The organism is Massilia sp. UYP11, from assembly GCF_050434805.1.
In the GTDB taxonomy this organism is placed as follows: domain Bacteria; phylum Pseudomonadota; class Gammaproteobacteria; order Burkholderiales; family Burkholderiaceae_D; genus Telluria.
Map to the genome: position 1 here is coordinate 90881 of NZ_JBNDJE010000015.1, position 26936 is coordinate 117816.

Below are 26936 nucleotides of genomic sequence, written 5' to 3' on the forward strand. Positions count from 1 at the left end.
CCCGATCAGGGGCCGACAATTGCGGGAAAGACACAGATGAGAGTTACGGCTTGGCAATACTCTTGAGCGTCTGCTCGATGGTTTCCTTGTCGCCTTCGGTGAAGCGGATCTTGACCGGATACCATTCGTGCGCCGGCGCCAGCCACACCTCGACGCTCTGGTCGCGGCTGCCCGGCAGCGCCGCGCGGCTCACCAGCACGGCATCGACCTGGCCCAGCCCGGTCTTGACCTTCTCGCGCTTGATCACCTTGAAGGTCCAGGCCTCGGCGCTGCTGCGGCCGGCCACGAAGAACGGCCATTCCGAGCCGGGCTTGAACTTGTCGCCGGCGGCGCGCGCGACGGCCGCCAGCTGCCAGGTGATCGATACGCGGTCCTGCTCGCCGCCCTTGAGCGGATAGGTCTTGTCGCCCTCCGAGAAGCGCATGACTTTTTCGCCACGGTCGAAGGTGATCGAGGTCGGGTCCTTGCGCATGCGCTTTTCGGTAAATTCCACCGGGGCCAGGCCGAACTCGTCGATGGCGCCCTGGCTGCGGTTCTCGAGCAGGGTGCCGAGGAGGGCCACGCGCGATTCGACACCCAGGTCGTACTTGCCGTCGCCGGCGCGCCATGCGACCGTGGCGTCGCCCTTGAGCGACAGGCCGCGCTGGCGCGCGCTCAGGTCATAGTGCAGGTCGGCCGATGGCGGCAACTCGAAGGCGCGCTTGACGGCTGGATGCGCCGTCGCCGACGGATTTGCGGTCTGGGCGCCGGCACTGCCCAGGGCGAGCGCCAGCGTGCATGCCACGCCGGCTTGTCGAATGTTGTCTAGAAGCATATCAAAATCCTGAATGGTTCAAGACGATATTATTCACTGTTTGCGTGGTTACTGCTCCATTCGCCTCCGTATTGCGAATCCGCACCGGATACCAGCCATGTTGCGGGGCCAGCCAGATGTCGAGCGTCGACTTGTACGAGCCGGGCAGCGGCGGGCGGGTCAGGTGCCAGGTGTGCAGCTTGCCGAGCCGGGTGTCGATCTCTTCCTGCCCCACCAGCTTGAACCGGTAAACGCTGGCGTCGCGGTCTTCGCCGACAAGGATGTCGATATCGCTGCTCAATTGCTTGGGGTCGCCGCGCGCGATGGCCGACAGCTGCAGCGGGATGCTGGCCTTGTCCTGGGCGCCGGGCGCCAGCGGATAGGCCGCCTGCGACGCCGAGAAGGTCAGCTTGTTCTCTCCCCAGTTGAAATGGGTGGCGGTGAGCGAGCGGCCGCGCCGCTTTTCCGTCATCTTGATCGGCGCGAAGCCGGTGGCGGCCACCGCGCCCTCGCTGTGCAAGACCACCAGGTTGACCCGCGTAAACACGACCCGGATGCCGGCTTCGACCTGGATCCTGTAGGTGTCGTCGTTGAATTGCCAGGCCAGCATGGCCTCGCCCGACCATTCGGCGCCGTCCTTGTCGGTACGGGCGACGTCCAGCGTGATCGTGGCCGGGGGCGGCATGTCGACCTGGTAGCGGCGGATTTCCGGCACTGCCGGGGCGGCCGGTTCGGCCGGTGGCGCCGGCGTTTCCGGAACGGAAGGCGTGGGAGCGGCCGTCGTCTCCGGTGGCGGCGCCGGCGCCGCCGGCGCGATGCCGGCGCCTGCGGGCGCGCCATCGGCCGCGGCGTGAACGTCAGGGGTGATGTCGCCGGCCTGCGCGGGCATCCCGAGTTCGGCGGGCAGCGGGGGGATCACGGGCAGGGGCGGCGGCCCCGCGTCGGGCACCGGCAAGGGCGCGGGCGGCGGCGGCGCCGGCGGCGTGGCGGCCGGCAGGACGCGCGTCAGCAGGGTCGCCGCGCCGCCCTCCCCTCCGGCCTGGCGCGGGAGCGACAGGTTCACGTCGAGCAGCACGCTCAACACGATCCAGTGCAGCAATACCACCAGCGCGACCGACAGCAGCCGGCGGCGACGCGGAAGAAGGAGTGGTGCGGATTGCATACCGCTAGTGTAGCGCGGGCGCGACCGGCCTTGCACGGCGCCGGTGAGAATGGCCATGCGCAGCCGGGCCGCCCGGGCCGAGTGCGTTTGCGCAGCGCAACTTTCCATCGTGCCGTCAAGACGCATTTTGCTGGGCAGGCAATATTTCTGACAGTTATCCGACTTGGGTCCAGCGCAAGCCCGGCGTTTTCCAGCCCCATGCCCGGCATGGCCCATCCGGGCGTAATCTGCTACGCTTGCCGCACAACTACCGGAGACCAACGATGCTGAATCAGCCCATGCCAGGAATGACCGACACGCTCGAATTCGTCAAGAACCTGTGGGGCGGCATGAACATCCCCGGCGCCATGCCCGGCATGGGCGGCATGCCGATGCCCGGCGCCGGCCTGTCGGTCGACGACCTGGACAAGAAGATCGCCGACCTGAAGGCGGTCGAGTCCTGGCTCAACCTCAACATGAGCATGCTGCGCGGCTCGATCCAGGCGCTGGAAATCCAGCGCGGCACCCTGGCCACGCTCAAGGCAATGGGCGACAGCATGGCCCAGGCCATGAGCCAGACCGGCGCCGCCAGCGATGCCGCCATGGCGCCGTTCGCGCAATTCTTCGCCCAGGCGGCGCAAGCCGCCGCGCCCGCCGCCAAACCCGCGGACAGCGTCGCCTCGCCAGCGCCATCGCCATCTGCGCCACCGCCATCTGCGCCGCCGCCATCCCCGGCGGCGTCCGGGACCGCGGCGCCGCCCCAGGGCGCCGAGGCCGCGCACGCCGCCATGCCGGCGGCCGTTGCTTGGTGGAATTTGTTGCAAGACCAATTCCGCCAAGCCGTGGCCAGCGCCATGCCGCCGGACGCCGCCAATCCGGACCAGGCCGGCGCGCCGCCCGATGACGGCGGCAACAGCCCGCAAGCCGGCGCCGCCGCCGGCAAGCCGTCCGCAGGCCAATCGGCCGACGCCCAACAGGGCAACGGTAATCCGCCCTCCGGCCGGCGCAGCGCGCGCGGCAAGACCGACAAGGCGTGAGAGCGCCGCATTGATCCAAACGGTAGTGCTCGCCTGCAAACCGTGCTGAACTGACCCGGCGGCCCGGCCTGCCCGGCCCGGCCGCGTCCCCGTTCAGCCGGAGGAGCCATGCTGCCGAGCGACCTGATCCACCTGACGCCGTCGCAGGTCGACGACCTGCGGCGTAAACTCGCCGCCGCCGGCTGCAATCCGCCGCCCGGCGCGCGCAGCGTCGCCGAGTTGCAGGACGCCTTTGCCCTGCTGCGCAAGCGCCACGGCCTGGCGCCGTCGGACAAGATCGACGGCGACCTGTTGCGCTGCCTCGACGCCGCCGCCGGCCACCTGTTCGGCGAGGTGCTGCGCGACGAACTCGACATGCTGCGTCCGGACATGGAAGATCCGCAGGGAGACGGGCGGCGCGGCGCCGCGCTGGACGCCGCCTTGCCGCCCGACCGCGAGCGCCTCTTGCAGCGCGCCCACGGCGGCATGCTGACCGGCCTGGCGCTGTCCGGCGGCGGCGTGCGCAGCGCCACCTTCAGCCTGGGCGCCCTGCAGGCGCTGGCGCGCTGCGGCCTGCTGCGCCACATCGACTACCTGTCGACCGTGTCCGGCGGCGGCTTCGTCGGCGGCTGGCTGTCGAAATGCCTGCATGCCAACGGCGGCGACATCGCCAGGGTGGAAGCCATGCTGGCGCCGCAGGCCGGCAGCCTCGAGGCGCCCGAGCTGCGCTTTTTGCGCCAGTACAGCAACTACCTGTCGCCGCAGGGCGGCATGTTCAGCGCCGACACCTGGACCCTGGTCGGCACCTACGTGCGCAACACGGGCCTGAACCTGGCCATGCTGGTGGCCTGGATGTGCGCCCTGCTGCTGCTGCCGCGCTTTGCCGTCTGGGCCGTGCACCGCGTGGTCGCACCTGGCGGGCCATGGGCGCACCTGGCCGACATCGCCTGGATCCTCGGCGTGCTGCTGTTCCTGTTCGCCGTGTTCTGCATCGCGCTGTCGATTTCGAGCAAGCCGGAAAGCTCGCGCGGGATGCGCCGCTTTCCGCTGTCGCAGGGCGCGGTCCTGTGGTGCATCAACCTGCCGCTGCTGCTGGCGGGCTTTCTCGGCAGCCTGGGCCTGTGGCGCCACGGCGGCGCGGCGCCGTCGGCCTTCCTGCCGACCGGGCTCGATGGCCGCTGGCACTGGCTGCTGGCCCCGGGCCTGGTCTATTTCATCGTCTGGGCCTGCGGCTGGTACCTGGCCCATGACCGCTCCAGCCCCTACCGCCGCACCGGCTATACCGTGTGCGCCGCCGGCGCCGCCAGCGTGCTGCTGGTGCTGCTGGAAGCCGGCCGCGCCTTCGCCCCCGATATCCTGGCGTTGCTGCGGGTCGATGCCGCCCGGCTGTCGCTGCTGCTGTGCTGGACGGTCGGCCTGCTGCTGGCGCTGGCTGGCTGGCTGGCCATCTACACGCGGCTGCACGCCGACCCGCCGCTGCGCGACCTGACCCGCGCCGAACTGTGCGAAGGCCTGTCGCACTTCCTGTGCGCGATGGGCGCGCTCACCCTCGGCACCCTGCTGCTGCTGGGCGGGATGGCGGTGCTGCCCGATCCCGCCAGCCAGCGCGTGCTGAACGACGCGATCGCCCTCGCCACCTTCGGCATGCCGCTCATGATGGCGCTGTTCGCCGCCACCATGACCCTGATGATCGGCCTGGTCGGCCGCCTGTACAGCGACGCCAGCCGCGAATGGTGGAGCCGCCAGGACGCCTGGACCGCGATCTTCGCCCTCCTGTGGTTGACTGTGTACGTCACCTGCTTTTACATTCCTCCGTTGTTGCACTGGGCCTGGCTCACCTACGAGCCCTGGTCCAACCTGGGCACCCTGCTCGGCTGGCTGGCGATGACCGCCTTCGGGCTCAAGGCCGGCAGCAGCGTGTCGACCGGCGCGCGCGGCGCCCCGGACCCGAAGCTCGAACTGGTCGCGCGGCTGGCGCCCTACGTGTTCACGGTCGGGATCTTCGCCCTCCTGAGCAGCCTGGTGCAGGCCGCGGTGGCGCTGCCGGATGTCGCCTGCCCCAGGGCCGAGCTCACTTGCGTGCTGCGCGCCCATGCCGACGCCACCCTGGCAACGAGCGGTGCGACCCTGCTGCTGGCCTTCGGCGCCTTCCTGGGCGCCGCCCTGTTGCTCGGCTGGCGGGTCGACATCAACAAGTTCTCGCTATATATGCTGTATCGCAACCGGGTGGTGCGGGCCTGGTTCGGCGCCGGCAACCGCACGCGCCAGCCGCATCCCTTCACCGGCTTCGACCCCAACGACGACATGCTGCTGGCCGAGCTGCGCTACGGGCGGCCCTACCCGATCGTGAACACCGCGCTGAACCTGGTCGGCGGCGCTGAACTGGCCTGGCAGACGCGGCGCACCGCCTCGTTCGCCTTCACGCCGCGCTGGTGCGGTTACGAGCAGCCCGCCGTGGCGCCCGGCGGCGCGGGGGCGCCGGCGGGCTGCTACCGGCCCACCGACCAGTATGCCTCGCGCTCCGGCGTCGGCCTGGACGACGACGCCGGCGTGCGGCTCGGGATGGCGGTGGCCTTGTCCGGCGCCGCGGCCAGCCCGAACATGGGCGCCCACTCGTCGCCGCCCCTGAACTTCCTGATGACGATGTTCAACGTGCGCCTGGGGCGCTGGTGCCCGAATCCGGCGCGCCGCGCCTGGACCAGCGCCTCGCCGCCGATTGGCCTGTTCAGCCTCTTGTCCGAGCTGTTCGGCCAGCTCGACGCCGACGCCGCCTACGTGCACCTGAGCGACGGCGGCCACTTCGACAACCTCGGCATCTACGAGCTGGTGCGGCGCCGCTGCCGGCTGGTGATCGCGATCGACGTGGGGAGCGACCGCTACCTGGCGTTCGAAGACCTGGGCAACGCGATCCGGCGCTGCGGCACCGACCTGCACGTGCGCATCGACCTCGACGTCTCGCGCCTGGCCGCGATCGGCGACAGCGGCATGTGCGGCGCCAGCTGCGCGGCCGGCCACATCCGCTACAGCCAGGCCGACCGCGGCGCCGCCGACGGCGTGCTCCTGTACGTGAAGCCGGCCATCGTCGGCAGCGAGAATGCCGACCTGCTCAACTACCGCAAGCTGCATCCCGGCTACCCGCACGAAAGCATCGCCGACCAGTGGTTCGACGACGCCCAGTTCGAGAGCTACCGCGCGCTGGGCGAGCACATCGTCGATTGCGCGCTGCGCGAGGCGGCGCGCGCCACCGTGCGCGCGAACGGCGAGCCGGATATCGAGGCGCTGTGCGCGCAGCTGCTGCAGCGGCATGGGCCGGGGCGCCGCGACGGCGCCGGAGCTTGATGCGCATGTCTCCTGGCATGCCTGCTCAAGTGACGTTATAGGGATGGAAATAAGGTGCGAAGGGAGCATCGACAGGCACGGCAAGCATTCGGCTCTTCAAACAGAAAGGAACCACCCAGAGCCTGAGGCCCTGCGTCTTGGGAAAGCTGAAAACAGGCAGTGCCCTGTCGAAGAGATCGGTACGCGGATAGATCAGGACCACATCACCCTGGCCATCGAGGTAAGATTGACCGTAGGCCAGCAGCTGGTAAAAATCGCTCTGTGCCAGACCGTACTTTAGCGTGCCGCCGGTTTTGTGGCGGTCCAACAGTTTCCACTTGGTGTCGAGTACTAGGAAATCTTTTGCCGACTCCCGCACGAGTAGGTCCGGCTGGAGACGAAACCAGCTTTGTTCATCATGACGAACCAGATAATGCGAACGCATTTGCGTCTTCAAGTAATTTGGTTTGCGCAGTTGAAGCGACATGTGTTTAGTCACGAACGCCTCGAACACTCTCTCCATCGGGAACAGCAGAGAAGGCGCTGCGTGACGGCCACTTCCTGTCACCGGGGACAACTCCTCTAGAATCAGCTTTGCCCAAGTAAGTGCGTCCGCATAAGTGCTCATACCTCGGTCGAGGCGTACGCGGCGGAAATCGGCTTGAATCTCCGTACTCAATGGAATGTCAACGAAGAGAGAGCTCAGTTCGCGCGCCAGCCGCTGGTTTTCCTGCAGCGCGAGTGACGGGAGAATCCGCCGCAGTGCCGTGTGCAGTAACCGGTTCTCCGGGCGATCACTGGAAAATTCGTCATGCTCCGTGAAGAATCTATCGGCGCGCGTCAGGTTATGCCGCAATTGCTGGTTGATCAAGATCTTCCCTCGCAGTGCATGAAGGTTGTCCTGCCTGACCGCGTAGTCGCTACGCAAGCCATGCTTGGCAACCTGTTTTACTGCGAGCAGGAATTCTGTCATGAACACTTCAAGCAGCGGCATTGTGGCCGCAGCCAATTTCGCGCGTTCGGTCTTGATGTGACGAAAGCCATGGAGGCAGCACAGCATTTCAATCAGTAGCTGCCGTGCTTCGTTCGCGCCACCCTCATTCGCCAGACCTGTTTTTGGCAATACCTCAATTTGAAATCCTGCTGGACTGCGCATGACCCCGACATAATTTGTTACCTGCACAGCCCTCCGGCCGGCCCGCTGTATCAACCTGAGCCATGGTGTCTCACCCTCTTCCGCGGCCTGCAGACAGGTGCTTTCGAGCCATGCGAATACTGCAGGTGGCACCGTGGGCCCTGGCGATCCGCTGCCTTCAACAAACACGGCGTCAAATTCGAAGATGGCGAGATGGGTACGCGCCTGAGCATGTGGCTGGTCAGCGCGCGCCAAGATAAATTCCGATATAGGCGTCGGGGTTTGACAATGCCAGATCATTCAGCGCATAGCGCCTTCTGGTGCCGAACGCTTCCAGACCATGACTCGCACCGAATAGCTGGACCAGCTCACCTTCCTGATCATCGTCTACGAGAATGAAGCACGTTCGTTGATCACCGCTCATTGCTTTCTGGTTATCACCCAGTATCAATCGGATCTTTTCCCAGTCTTCGAAGAAATACTCTTCGAGCAGAGGGATGATCCTGTTGCGGAAGATGTGCTCCAAGCGTTCAAACCGGACCATGCCGTCCTGCGCGTCACCTAACTCCATGAAGTAAGCGTGACCAATCGTATGGTCGCGGTCATACAGCGATTCGATGCGCTGGTTGATGCGACTGAGCAGAGAGGGGATATCGATCGATTTTTCACCAAGCGTGACGCGCAGCGCATACAAGGGAGCGTCTATTTCGTCCTTGCTATTCGGCATACGGGGTACAAAGTCGAAACGGCGGCGCAGTGCCGTATCGACCAAGGCCAGCGACCGGTCAGCCGTATTCATGCTCCCGATAATGTCCACGTTGGCCGGTATTGAAAACTGTTCGCCGGAATAAGGGAGCGTCACCTTGGTCACATTTTTCGCGCCTTCGCGCTTGTCTACTTCAATCAGCGTGATCAGCTCACCGAAAATCTTGCTGATATTCCCTCGGTTGATCTCGTCGATCACCATCGCAAACTGCTGTTCAGGAAAGCGCCGTGCATCCTCACACAGTCTCTTGAATACACCAGGGCGAATCTCGTAGCGAATCTGTCCGTCCGCGCTGACGTCCAGCACCGGCCGCAGTCCTTCGACAAACTCTTCGTACCCGTAGGACTGGTGAAAAGTAACGAGACTGTAATGCTCGGCAACTCCTCCATTGTCGTCCGACGTGGTGTAGGTCTGTTTTAACAGCTGCAGAAGCTGATGCGTCTTGCCGGTGCCCGGCGGCCCGTAATAGATCCGGTTGAAGGTCTGCCGAACCGGTATCGGCAGCAGTTCGTCGCCTTCGTCGTCCTCATCCTCCACATCGTCGTCAAGGAATCCGGGTTCGTTGGACTCTGCATCCAACTGGTCCGGCCACCAGCCGGGTCGCGCCTTGTCGACGGCCAGCCATTCGTCAAGCGCTTCGTTTGATTGGGCAAACGCGCGCTCAATGGTCGACACCAGTTCTTCGCTCAAGGGCTTGCGGTGGCACTGCTCCATTTCACCAACCGGTCGAGTCCACGTGATTTTCTGCTTTTCCTTGCCGCGAACAACCCCCAGAACACCGGCAGCTTTCCTGTCGTGCGGATTCTTCCGTCCAAACCGGACCTGCACGCCTTTGCCCATATGCCACCAATCAAGCCCGGCGTCGTGCACGACTCGCGCGAGGCGAACAAACAGAGCGCGGTACTCGGCGGACCAAGTGCGTCGAAATTCCTTGAATGACGCCTTGCCGTCAAAGCGCGATAACAGCTTTTCATCGGTGTCGAAATCTGAGTCGGCTGGAACCGTCGATGCCGTCATGGCGTCAAGAGGCTCGCCCGCCAATGAAGCAAGTTCCGCCAGACTGATCCCAAAATACGGTTGCAACAACGTATGGTCAAACAGCGCCAGATCGTCCTTGCCAACTTGATAGAAAGTAGATCGGTAGGACGGTGACCACCCCTTTGAGCTATCTGTGTATGGATCGGTCCGAATAGCGAGTTTCAGGACGCGGTAATTTCGCTGCAGCCAGCCAGCGTCTTTCGGCGAAGATTGCGCGGCTGAGGTGAACTGGCCTACGAGTTGAGGGCTGTTGCTATTGCACAGATAAAACAATGTACCTATCGGTGCGTTTTCAAATTTTTTCCCCTGGCTTTTCCCGGTATCGCCATAGATCATGGCCAACCCTTTTTCCCGATACTGTTGCTGCTCTTCTTTCGTGAAGCTTCCATTGCCATGGGATAGCTTCCAAATGGCGAGGTTTTGCCGACTCCATGTTTCCCACATGAGCCGTCCATACTCAAGTATCCCCATATTTTCGGGCTTGTCGGCAACGACCGCACGCTGCAGGGATGCCATATTTGCATCAAGGAAAGCGCTGTCATCGATCAACGCTTTGAGAGGCGCGCGCGTGAATATATTAACAAGCCGTGGATTCTGCCGATCCTGATAGTGGAAAGCGATCTTCCATCGGTAGACTTCACCGAATATATCCATCGACTCAATGGCATCGAGATCGCCTTGTGCGGCGTACCGTGCGACTTGGACAACTCCCTGCCTGACCTGCTCGAAGGCTTGCTCAGCGGTATCCCCAAGCGCCGTGTACCACGCATAGTCTGCGGAATAACTTAGCGTCTGGTCACCGCTCTTTTCCCCGACGTCCTTGCGAGAAAAAATGCCGAACTTGAAGGCCGAGCCGCCCCACATGCTGCCCATTTTATCCAGCCGTGCTTCTATCCAGTAAGTGAATGTGTCTTTCGAACCAGCCTTCGTATATTCGTCGAGTTTCATTTCCCGGAGACGCGCCTCCGGCCACACCGTCAAGAACTCACTCCACAAATCGTATTGCTTTTTTAGCTCGACCATCATTTCCCTTTTCATGAACGCGGCGTTATCGTGAATTGCGATTATGAGGCATTGTTCTTCATGACAAGAATGCCATGCCAGTCAGCGCCGCCTGATCGCCATACCGGGCGATGCGGTGCGCCGTTCCCGGCACGACAGGCAGCGCACTTGCGGCCCGCAAGCGCCGCTAGGCCGTCTCGACAGTACGCGAGGTCAGCGCTCCTTTCCGCGCGACCAACCGCTTGGTCTCGCCGGTATGCGCCAGTGGAAATTTCTCCGTGCACGGCAGCAGTGCCGTCCCCGCGCCGCCAATGCGGCGCCGGGACACGTCGGCGTGTACCGGATGGCCGCCGGGAACCGGATCGGCACGTCGTTCCTACAGCCCCTCACGGATGGAGCGGCTTATTCCGATACTGGCTCGTATTGCGAAAACAACGCTAACAACGCGATCTTTCGCCTCCCGTAATGGACGGGCGCGGCCTTCATGCGTTCGATGGCGCCGCCTCGCCCTCTTCAGGCGATGGCGCGGCCGGCGGCGCGTCCGGCTGGGCGGGTTCAGGCTGCGGCTGCAGCGCGCCCAGTTGCTCCATCAGCTGCGCGAAGCGCTGCTGGCCCGGCTGCAGCTCGTCGACGTGCTCCAGCACCTCACGGGCCTCGAGTTCGAGTTCGGGGTCGTAGCCGCGCTGCTGCATGTGCGAGATCAGGATCTGCACCTCGTTGAACAGCACCCGGACGTTGTCCGGCAGCCGCTCGCGCGCCTTGCGCATCCATTCGACGGCGTCGGGCAGCTTGCCGGTTTTCCACAGCACCACGCCCTGGTTCATCAGGTCCACCGCCTCCTTGCGCGCGGTGCGGATGATGAGCGCGCCCTCGTCAGACAGGCGCGCGCGGTCGAAGATCTTCTGCACTTCGTCCTGCAGCAGCGTGTTGTCGTGGTTGTTGCGGATCACGTGGGCCAGCACCTCGTTGGGCGTCTCCTTGACGCCGACCGCGAACAGCAGGGTCGCCATCTCGATGCAGATCGCGGTGCCGGGCCGCTTGGGATCGGCCTGCAGCATCGCCTCCAGCTCGTCCCCGACGCGGCGCGCGTTCAGGTAGTCGCCGCTCTCGTGATAGACGTGGCCTTCGGTGATCTTCGCGCGCAGCGCCATGTGTTCGTGCTCGCTGCCGAATTCGCGCTGGGCCAGGAGGAGCAGCTGCAGCGCATCCTTGGTATTGCCCTTCAGGCCGCACACGCGCGCCAGGCCGAGGAAGTCGTCCGGCGCCTTGCGGATCGAATACTCGCCGATCACCAGGCATTTGCGGAAGGCCTTCTCGGCCATCGGCACGTTCCCCAGGCGCAGCGCGGCCTGGCCCAGGTGACGCTGGCGCGGCACCGAGTTGGGCGACAGCTTGGCGGCGCGCTCGAGCACCGCGGCCGCCTCTTCGTGCTGGCCCAAACCCTGGTAGGCGCGCGCCAGCTGGTCGTAGGCGTCGATGTAGTGGCGGTTCTCGGCGATCACGGTCTGGAACATCTGGCGCGCCTGCTCGAAATCGCCGTCGGCCATGCGGATCTTGCCCAGCCCGGCGCGCGCCCAGTGGTATTCGCGCTGGGCCAGCACTTTTTCGTAGACCTCGCGCGCGCGCGCCGGCTGGCCGCTGCGCTCGAGCATGCGCGCCTTCATGCGCAGCAGCTCGATCTCGTGCACCCGGCTGGCGGCGATCTGGTCGTCGCACAGGCGCGCCGCGCGCAGGTAATCCTTTTCGACGAAGGCCTGGTCGATCAGGCGGAACATCTGCTTGCGGCGCCACACGCGGTTCAGGCGCGTGAGCAGCACGCCTTCGGTGATCGGCTTGACCAGGTAGGCGTCCGGCTGGTGCTCGGCCGCGCCCATCACCGACTCCACGCTCTTCTCGGCCGAGACCATCACGAACACCGAGGACGGCATCAGGAGATGGCGCATGCGCGCTTCTTCCAGCACCTGCTGGCCGTTCTTGCCCTCGCCCAGGTTGTAGTCGCACAGCACCACGTCGTAGCGCAGCTTGTTGAGCAGGCCCATGGCTTCGCCGCCGCTGGACGCCTGGTCGATATTCCTGGCCCCCAGGCTGCGCAGGCTTTCGCGCAGCAGCTGGCGGATGCCGACGAAGTCGTCGACGACCAGGTAGTGCTTGCTGGCCCAGTCGATCTCTTCGAGCACCTTGGGCTTCGCGCCCCCCAGCGCGGCGGCCGGCCTGACGTCCGGCTTGGCGTTCGGCTTGACATCATCCGGCCTGGGGTCCGGCTTGGAGAAAGCGGCGAGCGGGTTCATGGCAGGGTCAGGATGAAGCAGCCGCCGCCGAGCGGGCCGCCGTTTTCAAGCCGCACCGCGCCCGACCGTTCGCGGTGGCGGTGCATGCGCGCCACCTCGCCCGAGAAGTACAGGCCCAAGCCGGCGCTATTGGTCAGGAAGTTGACGCCGCTGTCGCCGCTGCCCGGCGTGCCGGCCGCCAGCAACACGGGCGGAAAGCCGGCGCCATTGTCTTCGACCCGGATCTCCAGCTCGCCATCGCGCGAGCGCGCCGACAGGCGGATGCGGTCGCGCGTGTAGTGCAGCGCGTTGTTGACCGCGTGCGAGACCACGCCCACGATCAGGTCTTCGTCGACGTGGGCCATCAGTTCGGGATCGACGTCCAGTTCCAGCGTCACGCCGCGCGACTCGATCAGCACGCGCTCGAGGGCCACCACCTGCTCGACCAGCTGACCGACTTCGATCGGCTGGACGTCGAACGGGTAGCCGGGCTTGCCGACCTGTTTGTACAGCGCCAGCAGCTGCATCAGGTTGTCGTTCAGGCGGCGCGTCTGGTACAGCATCTGCGCCATCTGCGCATACGCCTTCTCGGTCTCGGGCGAGGCGCCGTCGAGCAGGCGTTCGAGCGTGCCGGACAGGACGCTGATCGAGTTCTTCATGTCGTGCGCCGTGGACGCCAGGAACAGGAACAGCTCGGGCGAGTGGTGTGAATCTTCCATCCGGACAGGCCCTTTCGGCCAAAAATTGCTACCGGCAAATTATACCCGCAGGGATCCAGCATTTCGGGCCGACATGCTGATTGCGCGCGTGCGTTTGCAGCGGCGCAACAACGGTTACGGCCCGAGATTCCCGACGTCTGGCGCCGCATCCGGAACAACACGGCTGTTGCGCCGGGCGCGCAGCACGAACCGGGCCGGATCGAGCGCATCGACCAGGGCCATCTCGAGCGGCAGCGGCTCGCCTTCGAGCTGGGCGGCCAGCAGCTCGGCCGCCAGCGGCGCCCAGATCAGGCCGCGCGAGGCATAGCCCAGCAAGCCGTACAGGCCCGGATGGCGCGGCACGTCGCGCAACCTTTCGGTGGTCCCCAGGGCGGCGAAGTCCGGCAGGCGGCCGACCAGGGGCAACCGGTCCGGCGCCACGCAGCGGAAACCCACCCTGCCCGCCAGCGGCGCGCCTTCGGCGGCGTGCGGATCGGACACCAGGCCGCGCAGGCGCGCCACGTTTTCCGCCTGGCTGGCGGCGCGCAGTTGCGGATCGGCGTCCAGGTCATAGGTGGCGCCGGCGCTGGTGACGCCGTGGGCGGACGGCGTCAGGTAGGCTTCGCGGCACAGCACCAGCGGCAGTTGCGGGGCGTGCTGCGGCGCCAGGTGCGTGACTTGCCCACGCAGCGCCTGCAGCGGCAGCTCACGGGTCTGCGCCATCTCGCGCGCGCCGGCGCCGCTGGCCAGCACCACGGTCGGCGCCTGGCCGATGACGCTGCCGTCGCCGCCGCGCGCCTGCCATTCGTCGCCCTCGCGCGCGAGGCTCACCTCGCCGGCGCCGAAGCGCCGCCTCAAGCGCTCGCCGCAGGACGCCAGCAGCGCCTCGCACACGCTGCCAGGGCGCGCCCAGCCGCCTTGCGGGAACAGCCAGCCGCCATCCGGCGCGGGCAGGCCGAGCAGCGCTTCGGCCTCCAACGGGTCGAGCCAGCGCGCGAACCCGGACGGCAGCTTGCCGTCGGCGGCGATCGCGCGCGACACGGCCGCATGGCCGGCATCGCGCGCCAGCTGCAGCACGCCGCACCCGTCGCCATCGAAGGCGCGACCGACGCCGCCCAGCTGCTCCCACAGGCGCAGCGCATACAGATAAGCGGCGCGCGTCAGGCGGGTCGGGACATTGTCGTCGCGCGAAAGCAGCGGCATGAAGATGCCGGCCAGGTTGCCCGACGCTTCCATCGCCACCTGCGGATGACGCTCGACCAGCGTGACCTGCCAGCCGCGCGCGCACAGGCGCGCCGCCGCGGCGCAGCCGGCCAGGCCGGCGCCCAGCACCAGCGCGCGCCGGTCCGGTTCGGGCGTCGCCGGCAGGCGCGGTTTGCGGGTCGAGAAGGTCGCCTCGTCGCCATCGAAGACGAATCCCTGGGCGCCCAGGGCCGCGCGCTGTTCGTCGTCCAGGCCAGGCGACGCCAGCCGCGCGCCGAGCGCCGTCAGGCGCGCCAGCGGACGCACGAAGGCCGTGCCCTGCGCGCCGCGCAGATGAATCCAATCGGGATGGGCGTTCAGTTCGGCCAGCGCCGTCTCGAGCGGCGCCGCCAGCAAGTCGAGCGTGACGTTCTTGTCGTCCTGGGGAATGCGGTGAAAGCCCGGCTGCAAGCCGTCGGTGAGCGCGACCACGTGCAGGCGCGCGGGCCGCCGTGGGTCGGCGCGCCAGGCCGCGACCAGTGCGGCGAAGCGGCTGCCGTCGCCGTGGTCGCTATCGAAAACGGTGTAGCGCTTGCGGTCGCGCCAGTGGTCGTGCACTTCCATGCGAACCTCGTCGTTCAGCGCCGCCTGCTGCGGCAAATGCACTCGCGGTCATGGTCGTCCACCAGGCCGACGCCCTGCATATAGGCGTAGACGATGGTCGAGCCGACGAACTTGAAGCCGCGCTTGGACAGATCCTTGGAGATGCGGTCGGACAGCTCGGTGCGCGCCGGGCGGGCGTGATCCGGCCAGTCGTTCACGATCGGCTTGCCGTCGACGAAGGCCCACAGGTAGTCGTCGAGCGTCAGTCCCTGCTCGCGCAGCGCGAGATAGGCCCTGGCGTTGGTGATCGCGGCGGCGACCTTCAGGCGGTTGCGCACGATGCCGGGGTTGGCAAGCAGCTCGGCCTTCTTGTCCTCGTCATAGGCGGCGACTTTTGTCGCATCCCAGCCGTCGAAGGCCGCGCGGTAGGTGTCGCGCTTGTTCAGGATCGTTTCCCACGACAGGCCGGCCTGCGCGCCTTCGAGGTTGAGCATTTCGAACAGCGTGTTCTCGTCGTGGCAGGGCACGCCCCACTCGTCGTCGTGGTAGGCGATGTAGCGCGGATTGGCCATATTCGCCCACGAGCAGCGCTTGACCGTCATCGCGCCGCCCCCGGCGTTGCGCCGCGCAGGCAGGCCAGGACCTCGTCGGTGCGATCAGACGCCACCAGCTCGGCCGGCGTGCGTCCACCAAGCGCCGGCTGGGGCGCCTTCATCCAGGCGTCGGCGGCGTCGTCATTGCCGAGCACCTTGCGCGCCTCGTGCATGACGGCGTAATAGGCCTGCGCCTTGCGCGAATGGCCGTCGAAGCGCGCCTGCAGCGCGGCGATGGAGTCGGGAGAGAGGCGTTCAGGATCGGTCATGGCGTCGCGGTCATGGCGTCGGTTTGCTGGTGGAGACCGCATCATACCGCGCCCGGGCCGGACGATCGAGGGTGGTTCTCGCTGACAGGCATCTATGATGCGTCTACGATGCGCCTCCGGCTCGCCCGGACGGGGCCGAGACCGGACAGGCCCGATCGATTCAGATGATTGTTATGTGGCTATTTTTTAAACGACAAGAAACGTCAAAATTGCCATTTCCAGCGGCACCGGGGATGATTGCTGAAGCGAAAAGGAATCCCAATGGATGGGTTGATCCCATGACGGGGACGTTCGGCCCCAAAGACCGGGTGCCCCCAGAGCACGTCGTCGGTGCGTGCAAGGCGGATGAAAAAGGATGCCTGACTGTCCGGCTTGGGCCGGATGCTGACGTCAGAGCGCAGAGATTGTTGAGTTTCGAGAAACCACTAATGGATGGAAGCAAGAATGCCCAGCCATGACGACATTGTTTTGTTAGCTTCGTATAACGCGACGATGAATGAAAGAATGTACGCCGCAGCGGCCACCTTGCCGAAGGAGGCGTTGATTGCCGACAGAGGTGCATTTTTCGGCTCGGTCCTTGGAACCCTCAATCATCTGGTTGCCGGCGACACGATCTGGCTACGTCGATTCATGGCGCATCCGTCGGGCCTGTCTTCGTTGCAGGTGATGGCCGACATAGCTGCGCCGGCCAGTCTTGCTCATATCTATAGCGATGACCTCCAAACACTCCTGGAGCACCGCAGGCGGCTCGATGGGACGATCGTCGCGCTCGCGGCGGAGGTCTCGGATAGGGATTTACAGGCGCCGCTTCTGTACAAGAACGCGCGTGGCGACTTCCAGAAGCGCTTCGGGAGCTTGTTGCTACACCTGTTCAACCATCAGACGCATCACCGCGGCCAGGCGAGCACGTTGCTGTCACAAGCGGGCGTTGACATCGGCGTCACGGATCTCCTTGCATGGATACCCGACTGCGATTAGCGCACGGGCGGAACTTCTGCCTTGGGTCGGTATCGATCCTTCGCCGGTAGACCGCTTTCGGCCACGTGAAGAAGGCGGCTTTACCGCAAGTGGTGCGGCCCGCTCGTCATTGCGTCGGGCACGCTGAACAGTGAGTGAAGCGAGGTCTGTTTAACGACAGGAGACATGTCATGGTCAAGTTCGCGTTGTTCGTTCGGCTGGAAGCCAAGCCGGGCAAGGAGAAAGACGTAGAAAGCTTTCTGTTGAGTGGTCTTCCCCTCGTTCAGGCAGAGCCAGCAACTACCGCCTGGTTCGGCATCCGCCTGGGGCCGTCAACCTTCGGCATCTTCGACGCATTTCCGGATGAGGCTGGGCGGCAGGCGCATCTTTCCGGCAAAGTCGCCGCCGCGCTCATGGAAAAAGCGGGGGAGTTATTCGCCAAGCCGCCGTCAATCGACAAGGTTGACGTTCTTGCGGCAAAGCTGCCGGGCTGAGCAAGCCCGGCAAGCCGCTCAGACCGACGGCACACTGGCGGCGCCAGCGTCGACGCCGACAGTGTGCCGGCGCCGGCTGGCTGCGCCAACGACAACGAGCTCGGAAGGTGGCTGGCGGCCTACCCCTGGCTTCGACAGGCGCTCATTTACAGGCGCTCACTTGCGCGGCCACTGGCCCTCGATCACGCGCGCCAGCGCCTCGACGCCATGCCGGATAGATGCCGGCTGCACCGCCGAAAAGCCGAGCAGCAGGCCGGGCGCCACCGCGCAGGCGGGCGTGGCGGCGGCGTTCGCGTAGTACGCCAGCGGGCGCAGCTCGATGCCGGCTGCCAGGGCCGCCTGCGCGACGCCCGCTTCAGCGGGGATGCGCCCCTTGCGGTCCGGCCTGAAATGCGTGCACAGGTCGAGTCCCACATCGGCCGGCCCGCATGCCAGGCGCTCGCCGAGCCGGTGTTCCAGCGCCGCCATCAGGACCGCGCGCCGTTCGGCATAGGCCTCGCGCGTGCGCCGGATATGGCGCATGAAGTGTCCTTCGGCGATGAAGTCGGCCAGCACCGCCTGCGGCAGCATGGCGTGGTGCATGTCGACCACCGCCTTGGCGCGCGCCAGCGGCTCGGCCAGCGCCGGCGGCGCCACCACGTAGCCCAGGCGCAGCGCCGGGAACAGCACCTTCGACAGGGTGCCGACGTAGACCACGCAGCCGGCGCGGTCCAGGCTCTGCATCGAGGCCAGCGGCGCGCCGGTATAGCGGTATTCGCTGTCGTAGTCGTCCTCGATCACCCAGGCGCGCCTGGCCGCGGCCCAGCGCAGCAGCTCGAGCCGGCGCGCCAGGCTCATGGTCGCGCCCAGCGGCAGCTGGTGCGAAGGCGTCGCGAACACCATGCGCGCATCGGGATAGTGGCGCGCGCCATAGGCCACGTCCATGCCCTCGCTCGTCACCGGCACCGTGCGAATGCGCGCGCCGGCCACCAGCATCGGCGCGCAGGCGCCCTGGTAGCCGGGCGACTCGACCCAGACTTCGTCGCCCGGCGCCAGCAAGAGCTGCGTCAGCAGGTACAGCGCCTGCTGCGAGCCCGAGGTGATGACGATCTGCTCAGGCGTGCAGACCACGCCGCGCGAGGCGCGCAGGTAGGCGCACAGCAGCTCACGCAGCGGGGCGTAGCCGTTGGCGGGACCGTAGCCCAGGTAGGGACCATTATTCGGGCTGCAACCCGGGCCGCGCTGCGCACGGCGCAAGTGCCGCGCCTCCAGCTTGCGCCACAGGTCGAAGGGAAACAGATCCAGGCCCGGCATGCTGGGGCGGAAGGCGCGCACCGGGCCGTCGTAGAGACGGCGCGTTCCCATGGCGTCCGCCAGTGCCTTGCCACGCTCCGGCAGCGCGCGCAGCAGTCCCGGCGCCGCCGGCGCCTGGCGCGCCAGCACCAGGGCTGCGTCGACGAAGGTGCCCTGCCCCACGCCGCCGCGCAGATAGCCTTCGCTGGTGAGCTGGTCGTAGGCCGCCAGCACGGTCTGGCGCGACACGCCCAGTTGCCGGCACAGGTCGCGCGTGGCCGGCAGGCGCGACCCCGGCGCCAGCGCGCTGTGCAGGATCGCTTGCTTCAGGCGGGCGTACAACTGGCGAAACAGCGGCACGTCGCTGCTGCGATCGAGCGACGCGCTGGCGATCAGGTCATGGACGTGCATGGCGGGCGGCGAAGAATTGGTATGCCCATCTTCCATGGAATTGGCTATTTCAGCAAGCCAAAGCACAGCCTACGATAAGGGCCTCGATCAACCAGACTCCGTGAGCCCCCGCATGAAACAGTTCGACGCCCGCGTCACCTGGCAGCGCGCCGACCAGGCCTTCCTCGACGGCCGCTACAGCCGCGCCCACGCCTGGCGGTTCGATGGCGGCTTGAGCGTCCCGGCGTCCTCGTCCCCGCTGTCGGTGCCGCTGCCCATGTCCGACCCGGCCGCCGTCGATCCCGAAGAAGCGCTGGTGGCGGCGGCGTCGAGCTGCCACATGCTGTTCTTCCTGGCGATCGCGGCGCAGCAGGGCTTCGTGGTCGAGCGCTACGACGATGCCGCACGCGGCCTGCTGGATACGAACGCGGCCGGTCGCATGGCCATGGTGCGCATCGAACTGAATCCCAGCATCGCGTTCGCCGGCGCGCGCCGGCCCGATGCGCAAGCACTCGCCGCCATCCACCACCTGGCGCACGAACGCTGCTACATCGCCAATTCGCTCACCACCGAGATCGTCATCCTGGAGACTGCCTAGATGTACTGCCCTGCCCGCTTCACGCAATCCGGGGCCGCCCCGATGCACGCCCTGATCGCCGACCATCCGCTCGGCATGCTGGTCACGCAGCGCGACGGCAGTCCGGACGCCGACCACCTGCCGTTCGAACTGCTGCCCGGGGAAGGCGTGCTGCGCGCCCACGTGGCGCGCGGCAATCCGGTGTGGCGCCGCGCCGGGCAGCAGGTGCTGGTGGTGTTTCGCGGGCCGTCCGGCTACGCGACGCCGGACCGGATCGAGAAAGCCGAAAACGGCGGCCGCGTGGTGCCGACCTGGACCTACAACGTGGTGCACGTGCACGGCACACTGCGCGCGATCGACGATCGGGACTGGCTGCGCGCGCTGGTCGAGCGCCAGACCGGGCGCCACGAAGCGTCGCAGCCCGATCCATGGTCGGTCGACGACGCGCCGCCCGACTACATCAGCAAACTGCTGGCCGCCATCGTCGGCATCGAGATCGCGATCGACCGCATCGAGGGAAAGTGGAAGAGCGAGCCGCCGCCGGTGGCTACGGCCCAGCTCGCTTAAGAAAGCGAGCACGCCCCCGCAAGCGCTGCCGGGGGGGGGGGGCGGATAGAACGGCTTAGTCGCCCGACCCGGTATGGCCCGCGGACCCCGAACTGCCGGTGCTGCGCGACTTGCCCTGCGCCAGTTGCTCAGCATGCTTCAGGTGTTCCTGGACGGCCGGGATCATCTTGTCGACCTGGCCCTTGACGTCCGGATCCTTGGCGCCCTTCGACGCCGCCCGCAGCTTGGTCAGGGTGTCCTTGTGTGCGCCCACGCCGCCCTGCTTGACATAGGCCCGGTCGAAGGCGTCGCCGCTCATTTTCTCGAGGCCTGCCGACATGGCCTTGTGCTTGGCGTCGAGCTCGGTCGGCAAGGTCACGCCCTTCGACTGGGCCAGGGTCTGGACCTCGGTCAGCGCCTTGCCGTGGTCGTCGACCATTTTCTGCGCGAAGGCCTTCACCTCGGCGTTCTGGCTCTTGCTTTGCGCCAGCTTGCCCATCTCGACTTCGGCCATGTTCGACATGCCCATGTCCATGATCGCCTTGCGGTCGGCGCTGGTCAGCTTGGCGTTGCCGCTGGCGGTGGCCGAAGTCGCGCTGCTGCCCGACTGCTGGCCGGCCTGGCTGGATTCGCCGCTTTGCGCCTGCGCGGCGCCCGCACCGAACATGGCGGCGGTAACCGATACCGCCAGCAGGCGCTTGATCATGAGATATTTTTGCATTTCGCTCTCCGTTCAATAGTGGGATGGGCCGAGTCTAGTCCCGCCTGTTCAAGACCAGCGCGCGTTAGCCGACAAGCAATTTCAAGAAAAAAAAGCCAGCCCGGCAGGCTGGCCCGTGAGCAAAAATCTGCCGATCAGCGAAAGCTCAGCGCCGCCGTCAGGTCGCCCGGCGGCCGCGCGCCGCGCGCCCTGAACGCGGCGTTGCGGGTGGCCAGGCCCTCGAGCAGCGGCAGGCCATGCAGGCGCGTGATGAAACGCAGGATCGAGGTCGTGTCATAGAAATTGTGGTCGACCGCGCCGCGCTTGGCGTGCGGCGATACCACGATCGCCGGGACGCGCGAGCCCGGGCCCCAGCGGTCGCCCGGCGGCGGCGCCACGTGGTCCCACCAGCCGCCGTTCTCGTCGAAGGTGATCACCACCACCATGTCCTTCCACTGCGGCGACTTCTTCAGGTGTTCGATGATGTTGGCCACGTGGGCGTCGCCCGACTCGATGTCCGAGTAACCGGCGTGCAGGTTCAGGTTGCCCTGCGGCTTGTAGAAGGCCACCGCCGGGAGCTTGCCCGCCACCACGTCGGCGATGAACTTGTTGGAAATCGGGCTGTCGCCCAGGCCGCCGTCGCGCAGGTGCGCCGCACGCGCTTTTGTGCCAGGAGCGAATTGCTTGAAGTAATTAAACGGCTGGTGGTGGTACTGGAAGTTCGGTCGCTCGCCGGCGCCGCGGCCGTCCAGCGCCGCCTGCATGCCGCCCCCATACCAGGCCCAGCTCACGCCCTGCTTCGACAGCAGGTCGCCGATCGTGTCGTAGGTCTGCGGCGGGAGGGTCGAGGCGTCCAGCGGGTCGGCATGCAGCGGGTCGCCGCCGACGGCTGGACGCACCCAGCTCGGCTGGTACGGCGGCGCCATCGTGTTGACGGCGTAGCCGTCGGGCGTCACCGCGCCGTTGCGCACGAACTTCGGCTTGCCTTCCAATGCCGATGTCGGCGAATCGGGAGCCAGCGCCAGGCGCACGCCCTTCGGACCGTCCGCCAGCACCGCGATCTTGTTCTTCGCCGCCGTCTGACGCGCATTGAAATATTCCGGCACGCGGCCGCTGATCAGGAACTGGTGGTTCAGGTAGGATCCGCCAAACGCCGCCATGAAGAAGTTGTCGCACAGGGTGAATTCGCGCGCGATCTGGTACAGGCCCAGGTTCTTCGCGGTCTCGCCGTAATAAGCCATCACCATGCCGCCGGCGTCGGACCAGGCGGCAAAGCCGTCGTTACGCCCGCCATTGATCTGCATCTGGTTTTGGTAGAACTGGTGCACCAGGTCGCGCGTGACGACGCCTTCCGGCAGCGGCTTGCCCTGTGCATCCGTCAATTTGTATGGCGCGTTCGGCAGGTTGGCCGACTGGGCTTCGGTGGTGAGGTAGTCCTTGCCGCCGAGGTTCTGGCGGCCCGGCACCACGCCGCCCCAGGTCTTGGGCAAGGTCGGCAGGATCGAACCATCGCGGTCGCGCTGCCGGACGCTGGCCGCCGGCACGCTCGCCAGCGGCACGGCCAGGCCGGGGAAGTCGGCGAACAGGTTGTTGAAGCTGCGGTTTTCCAGGTAGATCACGACCACGTTCTTGACGTGGACACGCAGCTTGGCGTCGAGCGAGCCCTTGGCGGCAGGCTTGGCCGCGGCCGCATGCGTCACACCGGGCAGGGTGGCGCCGACGCCGACCGCGGCGGCGGCCTGAAAGATGCGCCTGCGCGCGGGATTGTCTGGCGGGATGGACGCGGCGGGCTCGCGATCTTGCTCTCGCTCTGGATCTTGCACGTAGTGCTCCTCTTGCTGTCGGCCTTGTAGCCGCAAAGGAAGTATTATCCGCGCAATTTACAGGTGGAAACAATCAGAAACAAATGACATGGGGTGTGTCAAAGAGGCGTCACATTCTTTGGGCACAATGCAAGTGCTCTTAGGGAAGGGCACTCGGCGGTGCAAACCGCCCTACCGGCGCCGGCGGTCGGGAAATATACCGGCACCAGCTTTGTTGACTGCAGGCCCACGTGCGTGGGCCTGCATTTTTTCTTGTCCTCGCTTCAGCTGTATAGCGGAATCAGGATGTCATAGGCATTGTCTGGCCGCGCATCGTCGTCGACCGTCGGCGTGTAACGGCGGTCGTAGCGCTCCAGGCGGATGCCGTCTTCGTCTTCTTCCATGCCCAGCTGTTCCATGGTCGCGATGCCGGTCACGGTGCTGGCCTGGGCGTGCACCATGGGCCCGCGATGGGTCATGAGGGCGTAGCGGCGTTCCGGGATCCGCATGCCGATCATGCCGGGAGGGAGGTTGTTCAGGTCTGCGACTTCGACGGCGATGCATTCGAGCTTCACGCCGCCATATTGCGGCATGCGAACGCCATAGTGCAGACCATTGGTTTCGCCCAGCTCCGCCTCGCGCGCGAGGAAGGATTTCCAGATTTCCGGCAATTCCGTTTCCAGAACCGAGGCGGGCCCTGCGACAGGCAGCCCGGCGAGCTTCATTTCAGGTAGTGTAACGGTTGAGATGTGCATGATAGTGGCTTGCTGATGGACGAAAAGATTATAGCCTTATCTCTTCGGCAAGATTAGCATCTACGCAATCGTGTGGATCGATTTCTCGTGTCAAAAGGAGAACAACGTTGCCTACCCCACTTAAAGCGCTGTTGAAAGAGCTGGAAACCTTCGGCGTCAGCCATGACGCGGCGCCCGCCAACCGCACGCGCCGCCTGCTCAACATCACCCACGACACCGGCGAATTCCTGGCGGTGCTGGTGCGCGCCATGGGCGCGCGCCGCGTCCTCGAAATCGGCACCTCGAACGGCTATTCCACCTTGTGGCTGGCCGATGCCGTTCAAGGCATCAACGGCAGCGTCACGACGGTCGAGCTGTCGGCCGAAAAAGTCGCGATGGCGCGCGAGAATTTTACGCGCGCGGGTTTACAGGATCGGATCGTGCAGGTCGAAGGCCAGGCGGCCGATTTTTTGGCGAGCAGCGCGGACGAGTCGTTCGACTTGATGTTCCTGGACTCCGAACGCGGCGCCTACCTTGGCTGGCTGCCGCAGATCGAACGCATCCTGCGTCCGGGCGGGCTGGTGGTGGTCGACAACGCCACCTCGCACGCCCAGGAACTGGCGCCCTTCATGCAGGCGCTGCGCTGCGCATCCGGCTGGAGCACCAGCCTGGTCCCGGTCGGCAAGGGCGAGTTCCTGGCGACGAAACATTGATCCCACCTGGTTCCGGCGCCCGTGCAGTTCAGGCACGGTTTTGTGCAGTCCATCGCACGGGGCGCGCAGGGAAAGGACGCGCTCCCTAGAATGGCCTCATCAACTTACCGGAGACCGCCATGCAACGCGCAACCATCGCCGCCCTTCTCGCCCTTGCCTGCCTGTCGGCCCAGGCCGCCGAACAGGTGCGCAACGTCACGCCGTTCAAGACCATCGATGCGCGCGGCCCGGTCAGCCTGGTGGTCGAGGTGGGCAAGGCCCATGCGGTACGGGTCGAAGGCAACCAGAAATTCATCGACCGCGTGACGACCGAGGTCGTCAACGGCGAGCTGCGCCTGGGCTTTGCCGACAAGAACAAGAGCCGTGTCAATATCAAGGATGGTGAGCGGGTCGTCATCACCATGCCCGAACTCGCGAGCTTCCGCGGCGAAGGCGCCGGCCTGATGATCCTGAATAACGTTCACGGCGAACACTTCGACGTCAACTACCGCGGCGCCGGCAGCCTGCAGATGAACGGTCGCGTGGGCCACCTGCGCCTGAACGCCGAGGGCGTGGGCGAAGTGGTGGCCAAGGACCTGGTGGCCCAGGATGCCGACGTGACCTTCCGCGGCATCGGCGAAGTGTCGGTGCATGCCAGGAACCGGCTCAACGCCAGCGTACAGGGCCTGGGCAACCTCACGTATTACGGCAAGCCGCAGTCGGTCAACCGTTCGGTCTCGGGCATCGGCAACGTCACCGCCGCAAAATAAGGCGGCCAGCTAGTAGCGTCGGCATTCGCCGCCGACGCGGCGCTGGTGTTCGGCGTCGTTCTCGCGCCGGATAATCTTGCTGCCGACGATCCCCGCGTCGGCGGACCAGCCGGCTGCGCGCCCCGGCCAACCCTACCCGTTGACCAGCTCGAGCAGCACCTGCGCATGGCAAGGCCCATCGAGCCGGCACCAGCAAGCCAGGTTGTGCCCGCGCAGCATGCTCTGCGCCTCGTGCGCCAGCTGGCGGCCTTCGGGATCGTCGCTCAGCCAGCGGCGATAGGCGGCCACCGCCTGTTCCACCGTGGGCATCGCCACATAGCGCCCCACCGGCGTGCCCGGCGCCACGTCGGGCAACACCGAGAATGGATTGCCCCAGCGGCCGGGACGCGCCACCGAGATCGTATTCGGCGGCATGCGCCAGCCCTTCCTGCGACTGAGTTGCACACGGTGTGGCGTCATCGGCTTTCCTCATGATTGGCTCTCAGCCATCATACCGGGGCCAGGCGCTCCTGCATCGACTGCGCGCCAGCGCTGCCGCAACTGGACGCGAGGAACTCCATCAAGCGCTGCAGGGTCTCCCGGCGCGCCGCATGGATGATGTTGTGGCCCCTGAATGACTCATCTGAACTGCTCATCCATTGACAGCTTGCTGCCGCGCCATGGTCATGCAGTCCGTGTGCGTGGCGTGGGTCCGTGGGATAATCCACCTTTCAAAAGCATCGAAAAGTTCTCAACCATGACGCCACTCGTCCATACATTCGTCAGTCACTTCGGTGAGATGGGCAGCCGCTGGGGCATCAACCGCACCGTGGGGCAGATCTATGCCCTGCTCTTCGTCACCCAGGAACAGTTGCACGCCGACGACATCGGCGAGAAGCTCGGCATCTCGCGCTCCAACGTCAGCATCGGACTGAAGGAATTGCAGTCCTGGGGGCTGGTGCGCCTGTCGCGCATTCCCGGCGACCGGCGCGAGTATTTCACCTCGCTCGGCGACGTCTGGGAAATCTTCCGCGTGGTCGCGGCCGAACGGCGCCGGCGCGAAGTGGCCCCGACCCTGTCGGTGCTGCGCGAATCGCTGCTGGCCCACGCCAATACGCCCGAAGACCAGTTCGCGCAAGAGCGCATGCGCGAGATGCACGAGCTGGTCGACCTGGCCAACAACTGGTTCGACGACCTGCAGCGCCTGTCGCCCGAGTCGATGTCGCAGCTCATGAAGATGGGGTCGAAGGTGCAGAAGCTGCTGTCGGCCAAGGACCGCCTGTTCGGCGCGGCGGCGGCCAAGGAAGCCCGGGAAGAGTAGGCGCGTCCCGACGGCGTTCCTGATCTCCTGGATAGCCGTGCTCGCCACTTTCGCATGAGGGGCTAGACTGGTGTTTTGATTGCCAGGCCATCCCGTCATGAACATCGTCTGTATCGCCTGGGGCTCGCTGCTGTGGAAGCCTCAGGGTCTCAAGCTGGCATCAAGCTGGCATCCCGGCGGCCCGCCGCTTCCCCTCGAATTCGTGCGCCAGAGCGACGACAGCCCCGAGCTCGCGCTGGTGCTGTGCGAGCGCGCGCGCCTGGCGCCGACCTACTGGGCTTATCTCGCCACCCAAGACCTGGTTGAAGCGCGCGCCATGGTGCGCGAGCGCGAGAAGATCACGCCGGAGCGGCCTGAATGGATCGGCAGCATTCCTGCCGTCGACGGCGCGCAGGCAGACCCGCGCGTCAATGCCTGGCTGCGTGACAGGCGCATCGACGCGGCGGTGTGGACCGCCGTGCCGCCGAAATTCGACGGCCAGAACGGCCGCGTGCCGACGGCAGACGAAGTGGTGGCGTGGCTCGATGGCTGCACCGGCGCGCAACGCGAGGCGGCCGAGGACTACATCCGCCGCACGCCGGCCCACATCGACACCCGCTACCGGCGCGCCATCGAGACGCGGCTGGGGTGGCGGCCGCTGCGCGAAGCGCACGTCACCCAGACGCGCTGACCGGTTTCGACAGCAGGAAACACAGCGCGACGCCGCTCGATGGCGAGCAGCCCTATCCGGGCGCCAGCTTCGTGCTGCGGGCATATTCGACGGATAAGCGGATCGTGGACGCGAAGTTAAGGCCACCTCGAATAACCCGCTCTCGGCGTGAGCAGAGCCAGGCGAAACGTGAGTCCGCGCTCCAGCATCGCTCAGTAGCGTGATTTTCAAA

The 26936-nt window shown here is 66.0% G+C and carries 25 protein-coding genes; 10 read left to right on the plus strand and 15 right to left on the minus strand.

The genetic code is table 11. From position 1 onward, the window contains the following. Window positions 1-43 precede the first annotated feature (43 nt). Window positions 44-814 (minus strand): DUF3108 domain-containing protein, encoded by a 771-nt coding sequence (locus ABIB38_RS18130; RefSeq protein WP_429205960.1) that lies wholly within the window; start codon window positions 812-814, stop codon window positions 44-46. Window position 815: 1 nt separating this feature from the next. Continuing rightward, window positions 816-1955 carry a DUF3108 domain-containing protein gene (locus ABIB38_RS18135; protein ID WP_429205962.1) on the minus strand — a complete coding sequence of 380 codons (1140 nt, stop codon included), beginning with the start codon at window positions 1953-1955 and terminating at the stop codon, window positions 816-818. A gap of 263 nt (window positions 1956-2218) precedes the next feature. On the opposite strand from ABIB38_RS18135, the gene ABIB38_RS18140 reads away from it, so the two are divergent. Both ABIB38_RS18140 and ABIB38_RS18145 read left to right on the plus strand, forming a co-directional pair. Further along, the gene (locus tag ABIB38_RS18140; protein ID WP_429205963.1) at window positions 2219-2971 is read left to right on the plus strand and encodes a PhaM family polyhydroxyalkanoate granule multifunctional regulatory protein; all 753 of its coding nucleotides are present in this window, start codon (window positions 2219-2221) and stop codon (window positions 2969-2971) included. A gap of 108 nt (window positions 2972-3079) precedes the next feature. Next, window positions 3080-6289: a patatin-like phospholipase family protein gene (locus ABIB38_RS18145; RefSeq protein WP_429205965.1), complete on the plus strand. Its 3210-nt coding sequence runs from the start codon at window positions 3080-3082 to the stop codon at window positions 6287-6289. 25 nt (window positions 6290-6314) lie between these two features. Here ABIB38_RS18145 and ABIB38_RS18150 read toward each other — a convergent pair whose 3' ends face one another. From ABIB38_RS18150 to ABIB38_RS18180, 7 genes are all read right to left on the minus strand, one after another. Next, window positions 6315-7658 carry an McrC family protein gene (locus ABIB38_RS18150; protein ID WP_429205966.1) on the minus strand — a complete coding sequence of 448 codons (1344 nt, stop codon included), beginning with the start codon at window positions 7656-7658 and terminating at the stop codon, window positions 6315-6317. Next, window positions 7645-10245 (minus strand): McrB family protein, encoded by a 2601-nt coding sequence (locus tag ABIB38_RS18155; protein ID WP_429205967.1) that lies wholly within the window; start codon window positions 10243-10245, stop codon window positions 7645-7647. The genes ABIB38_RS18150 and ABIB38_RS18155 overlap by 14 nt, the downstream gene beginning before the upstream one ends. 446 nt (window positions 10246-10691) lie before the next feature. Next, window positions 10692-12497 carry a tetratricopeptide repeat protein gene (locus tag ABIB38_RS18160; protein ID WP_429205968.1) on the minus strand — a complete coding sequence of 602 codons (1806 nt, stop codon included), beginning with the start codon at window positions 12495-12497 and terminating at the stop codon, window positions 10692-10694. Next, a complete protein-coding gene (locus tag ABIB38_RS18165) occupies window positions 12494-13195 on the minus strand; it encodes a sensor histidine kinase (RefSeq protein ID WP_429205970.1) in 702 nt (233 codons plus the stop codon). Before ABIB38_RS18165 ends, ABIB38_RS18160 begins: the two co-directional genes overlap by 4 nt. Before the next feature lie 114 nt (window positions 13196-13309). Further along, window positions 13310-15022: an FAD-dependent 5-carboxymethylaminomethyl-2-thiouridine(34) oxidoreductase MnmC gene (gene mnmC, locus ABIB38_RS18170; protein WP_429205972.1), complete on the minus strand. Its 1713-nt coding sequence runs from the start codon at window positions 15020-15022 to the stop codon at window positions 13310-13312. Then, window positions 14995-15561 (minus strand): DNA-3-methyladenine glycosylase I, encoded by a 567-nt coding sequence (locus tag ABIB38_RS18175; protein WP_429205974.1) that lies wholly within the window; start codon window positions 15559-15561, stop codon window positions 14995-14997. Before ABIB38_RS18175 ends, mnmC begins: the two co-directional genes overlap by 28 nt. Beyond that, the gene (locus ABIB38_RS18180) at window positions 15558-15821 is read right to left on the minus strand and encodes an antitoxin Xre/MbcA/ParS toxin-binding domain-containing protein (RefSeq protein ID WP_429205975.1); all 264 of its coding nucleotides are present in this window, start codon (window positions 15819-15821) and stop codon (window positions 15558-15560) included. Before ABIB38_RS18180 ends, ABIB38_RS18175 begins: the two co-directional genes overlap by 4 nt. Window positions 15822-16265: 444 nt before the next feature. Between ABIB38_RS18180 and ABIB38_RS18185 the strand changes: the two genes are divergently transcribed. Both ABIB38_RS18185 and ABIB38_RS18190 read left to right on the plus strand, forming a co-directional pair. Then, window positions 16266-16799: a DinB family protein gene (locus tag ABIB38_RS18185; protein ID WP_429205977.1), complete on the plus strand. Its 534-nt coding sequence runs from the start codon at window positions 16266-16268 to the stop codon at window positions 16797-16799. A gap of 170 nt (window positions 16800-16969) precedes the next feature. Then, window positions 16970-17272, plus strand: coding sequence for a putative quinol monooxygenase (locus tag ABIB38_RS18190; protein ID WP_429205978.1), 303 nt, complete (start codon window positions 16970-16972; stop codon window positions 17270-17272). 156 nt (window positions 17273-17428) lie between these two features. Here the strand turns inward: ABIB38_RS18190 and ABIB38_RS18195 are convergent, their stop codons facing one another. Continuing rightward, window positions 17429-18991 (minus strand): PLP-dependent aminotransferase family protein, encoded by a 1563-nt coding sequence (locus ABIB38_RS18195; RefSeq protein ID WP_429205979.1) that lies wholly within the window; start codon window positions 18989-18991, stop codon window positions 17429-17431. A gap of 76 nt (window positions 18992-19067) precedes the next feature. Between ABIB38_RS18195 and ABIB38_RS18200 the strand changes: the two genes are divergently transcribed. Continuing rightward, window positions 19068-19532, plus strand: a complete 465-nt coding sequence (locus ABIB38_RS18200) for an OsmC family protein (RefSeq protein WP_429205980.1) — start codon at window positions 19068-19070, stop codon at window positions 19530-19532. Beyond that, window positions 19533-20078 (plus strand): FMN-binding negative transcriptional regulator, encoded by a 546-nt coding sequence (locus ABIB38_RS18205; RefSeq protein WP_429205981.1) that lies wholly within the window; start codon window positions 19533-19535, stop codon window positions 20076-20078. Window positions 20079-20133: 55 nt separating this feature from the next. Here ABIB38_RS18205 and ABIB38_RS18210 read toward each other — a convergent pair whose 3' ends face one another. From ABIB38_RS18210 to ABIB38_RS18220, 3 genes are all read right to left on the minus strand, one after another. Then, window positions 20134-20778, minus strand: coding sequence for a DUF4142 domain-containing protein (locus ABIB38_RS18210; protein ID WP_429205983.1), 645 nt, complete (start codon window positions 20776-20778; stop codon window positions 20134-20136). A gap of 134 nt (window positions 20779-20912) precedes the next feature. Next, window positions 20913-22580 (minus strand): acid phosphatase, encoded by a 1668-nt coding sequence (locus tag ABIB38_RS18215; RefSeq protein WP_429205984.1) that lies wholly within the window; start codon window positions 22578-22580, stop codon window positions 20913-20915. A 263-nt stretch (window positions 22581-22843) separates the two neighbouring features. After that, window positions 22844-23314 (minus strand): GyrI-like domain-containing protein, encoded by a 471-nt coding sequence (locus tag ABIB38_RS18220; RefSeq protein WP_429205986.1) that lies wholly within the window; start codon window positions 23312-23314, stop codon window positions 22844-22846. Between the two features lie 107 nt (window positions 23315-23421). On the opposite strand from ABIB38_RS18220, the gene ABIB38_RS18225 reads away from it, so the two are divergent. Both ABIB38_RS18225 and ABIB38_RS18230 read left to right on the plus strand, forming a co-directional pair. After that, window positions 23422-24006 carry an O-methyltransferase gene (locus ABIB38_RS18225; protein ID WP_429205988.1) on the plus strand — a complete coding sequence of 195 codons (585 nt, stop codon included), beginning with the start codon at window positions 23422-23424 and terminating at the stop codon, window positions 24004-24006. A 119-nt stretch (window positions 24007-24125) separates the two neighbouring features. Next, a complete protein-coding gene (locus tag ABIB38_RS18230) occupies window positions 24126-24755 on the plus strand; it encodes a GIN domain-containing protein (protein WP_429205990.1) in 630 nt (209 codons plus the stop codon). 132 nt (window positions 24756-24887) lie between these two features. Here ABIB38_RS18230 and ABIB38_RS18235 read toward each other — a convergent pair whose 3' ends face one another. Next, window positions 24888-25214 carry a DUF4326 domain-containing protein gene (locus ABIB38_RS18235; protein WP_429205991.1) on the minus strand — a complete coding sequence of 109 codons (327 nt, stop codon included), beginning with the start codon at window positions 25212-25214 and terminating at the stop codon, window positions 24888-24890. A 29-nt stretch (window positions 25215-25243) separates the two neighbouring features. Beyond that, entirely contained in the window at window positions 25244-25390 is a 147-nt protein-coding gene (locus ABIB38_RS18240; protein WP_429205993.1) for a hypothetical protein, read from the minus strand. 101 nt (window positions 25391-25491) lie between these two features. Here ABIB38_RS18240 and ABIB38_RS18245 point away from each other — a divergent pair, with 101 nt between their 5' ends. Beyond that, the gene (locus tag ABIB38_RS18245; protein WP_429205995.1) at window positions 25492-26055 is read left to right on the plus strand and encodes a GbsR/MarR family transcriptional regulator; all 564 of its coding nucleotides are present in this window, start codon (window positions 25492-25494) and stop codon (window positions 26053-26055) included. 97 nt (window positions 26056-26152) lie between these two features. Further along, entirely contained in the window at window positions 26153-26725 is a 573-nt protein-coding gene (locus ABIB38_RS18250) for a hypothetical protein (protein WP_429205997.1), read from the plus strand. Window positions 26726-26936: the final 211 nt, after the last annotated feature.

What these genes read in the sequence shown, in the direction of transcription:
- ABIB38_RS18145 (WP_429205965.1), top strand. Translation starts at nt 3,080, where the DNA reads ATGCTGCCGAGCGACCTGATCCACCTGACGCCGTCGCAGGTCGACGAC.
- ABIB38_RS18245 (WP_429205995.1), top strand. Translation starts at nt 25,492, where the DNA reads ATGACGCCACTCGTCCATACATTCGTCAGTCACTTCGGTGAGATGGGC.
- ABIB38_RS18200 (WP_429205980.1), top strand. Translation starts at nt 19,068, where the DNA reads ATGAAACAGTTCGACGCCCGCGTCACCTGGCAGCGCGCCGACCAGGCC.
- ABIB38_RS18240 (WP_429205993.1), bottom strand. Translation starts at nt 25,390, where the DNA reads ATGAGCAGTTCAGATGAGTCATTCAGGGGCCACAACATCATCCATGCG.
- ABIB38_RS18210 (WP_429205983.1), bottom strand. Translation starts at nt 20,778, where the DNA reads ATGCAAAAATATCTCATGATCAAGCGCCTGCTGGCGGTATCGGTTACC.
- ABIB38_RS18135 (WP_429205962.1), bottom strand. Translation starts at nt 1,955, where the DNA reads ATGCAATCCGCACCACTCCTTCTTCCGCGTCGCCGCCGGCTGCTGTCG.
- ABIB38_RS18205 (WP_429205981.1), top strand. Translation starts at nt 19,533, where the DNA reads ATGTACTGCCCTGCCCGCTTCACGCAATCCGGGGCCGCCCCGATGCAC.
- ABIB38_RS18230 (WP_429205990.1), top strand. Translation starts at nt 24,126, where the DNA reads ATGCAACGCGCAACCATCGCCGCCCTTCTCGCCCTTGCCTGCCTGTCG.
- ABIB38_RS18130 (WP_429205960.1), bottom strand. Translation starts at nt 814, where the DNA reads ATGCTTCTAGACAACATTCGACAAGCCGGCGTGGCATGCACGCTGGCG.
- ABIB38_RS18190 (WP_429205978.1), top strand. Translation starts at nt 16,970, where the DNA reads ATGGTCAAGTTCGCGTTGTTCGTTCGGCTGGAAGCCAAGCCGGGCAAG.
- ABIB38_RS18195 (WP_429205979.1), bottom strand. Translation starts at nt 18,991, where the DNA reads ATGGAAGATGGGCATACCAATTCTTCGCCGCCCGCCATGCACGTCCAT.
- ABIB38_RS18175 (WP_429205974.1), bottom strand. Translation starts at nt 15,561, where the DNA reads ATGACGGTCAAGCGCTGCTCGTGGGCGAATATGGCCAATCCGCGCTAC.
- ABIB38_RS18250 (WP_429205997.1), top strand. Translation starts at nt 26,153, where the DNA reads ATGAACATCGTCTGTATCGCCTGGGGCTCGCTGCTGTGGAAGCCTCAG.
- ABIB38_RS18140 (WP_429205963.1), top strand. Translation starts at nt 2,219, where the DNA reads ATGCTGAATCAGCCCATGCCAGGAATGACCGACACGCTCGAATTCGTC.
- ABIB38_RS18185 (WP_429205977.1), top strand. Translation starts at nt 16,266, where the DNA reads ATGCCCAGCCATGACGACATTGTTTTGTTAGCTTCGTATAACGCGACG.
- ABIB38_RS18165 (WP_429205970.1), bottom strand. Translation starts at nt 13,195, where the DNA reads ATGGAAGATTCACACCACTCGCCCGAGCTGTTCCTGTTCCTGGCGTCC.
- ABIB38_RS18155 (WP_429205967.1), bottom strand. Translation starts at nt 10,245, where the DNA reads ATGAAAAGGGAAATGATGGTCGAGCTAAAAAAGCAATACGATTTGTGG.
- ABIB38_RS18235 (WP_429205991.1), bottom strand. Translation starts at nt 25,214, where the DNA reads ATGACGCCACACCGTGTGCAACTCAGTCGCAGGAAGGGCTGGCGCATG.
- ABIB38_RS18160 (WP_429205968.1), bottom strand. Translation starts at nt 12,497, where the DNA reads ATGAACCCGCTCGCCGCTTTCTCCAAGCCGGACCCCAGGCCGGATGAT.
- ABIB38_RS18180 (WP_429205975.1), bottom strand. Translation starts at nt 15,821, where the DNA reads ATGACCGATCCTGAACGCCTCTCTCCCGACTCCATCGCCGCGCTGCAG.
- ABIB38_RS18220 (WP_429205986.1), bottom strand. Translation starts at nt 23,314, where the DNA reads ATGCACATCTCAACCGTTACACTACCTGAAATGAAGCTCGCCGGGCTG.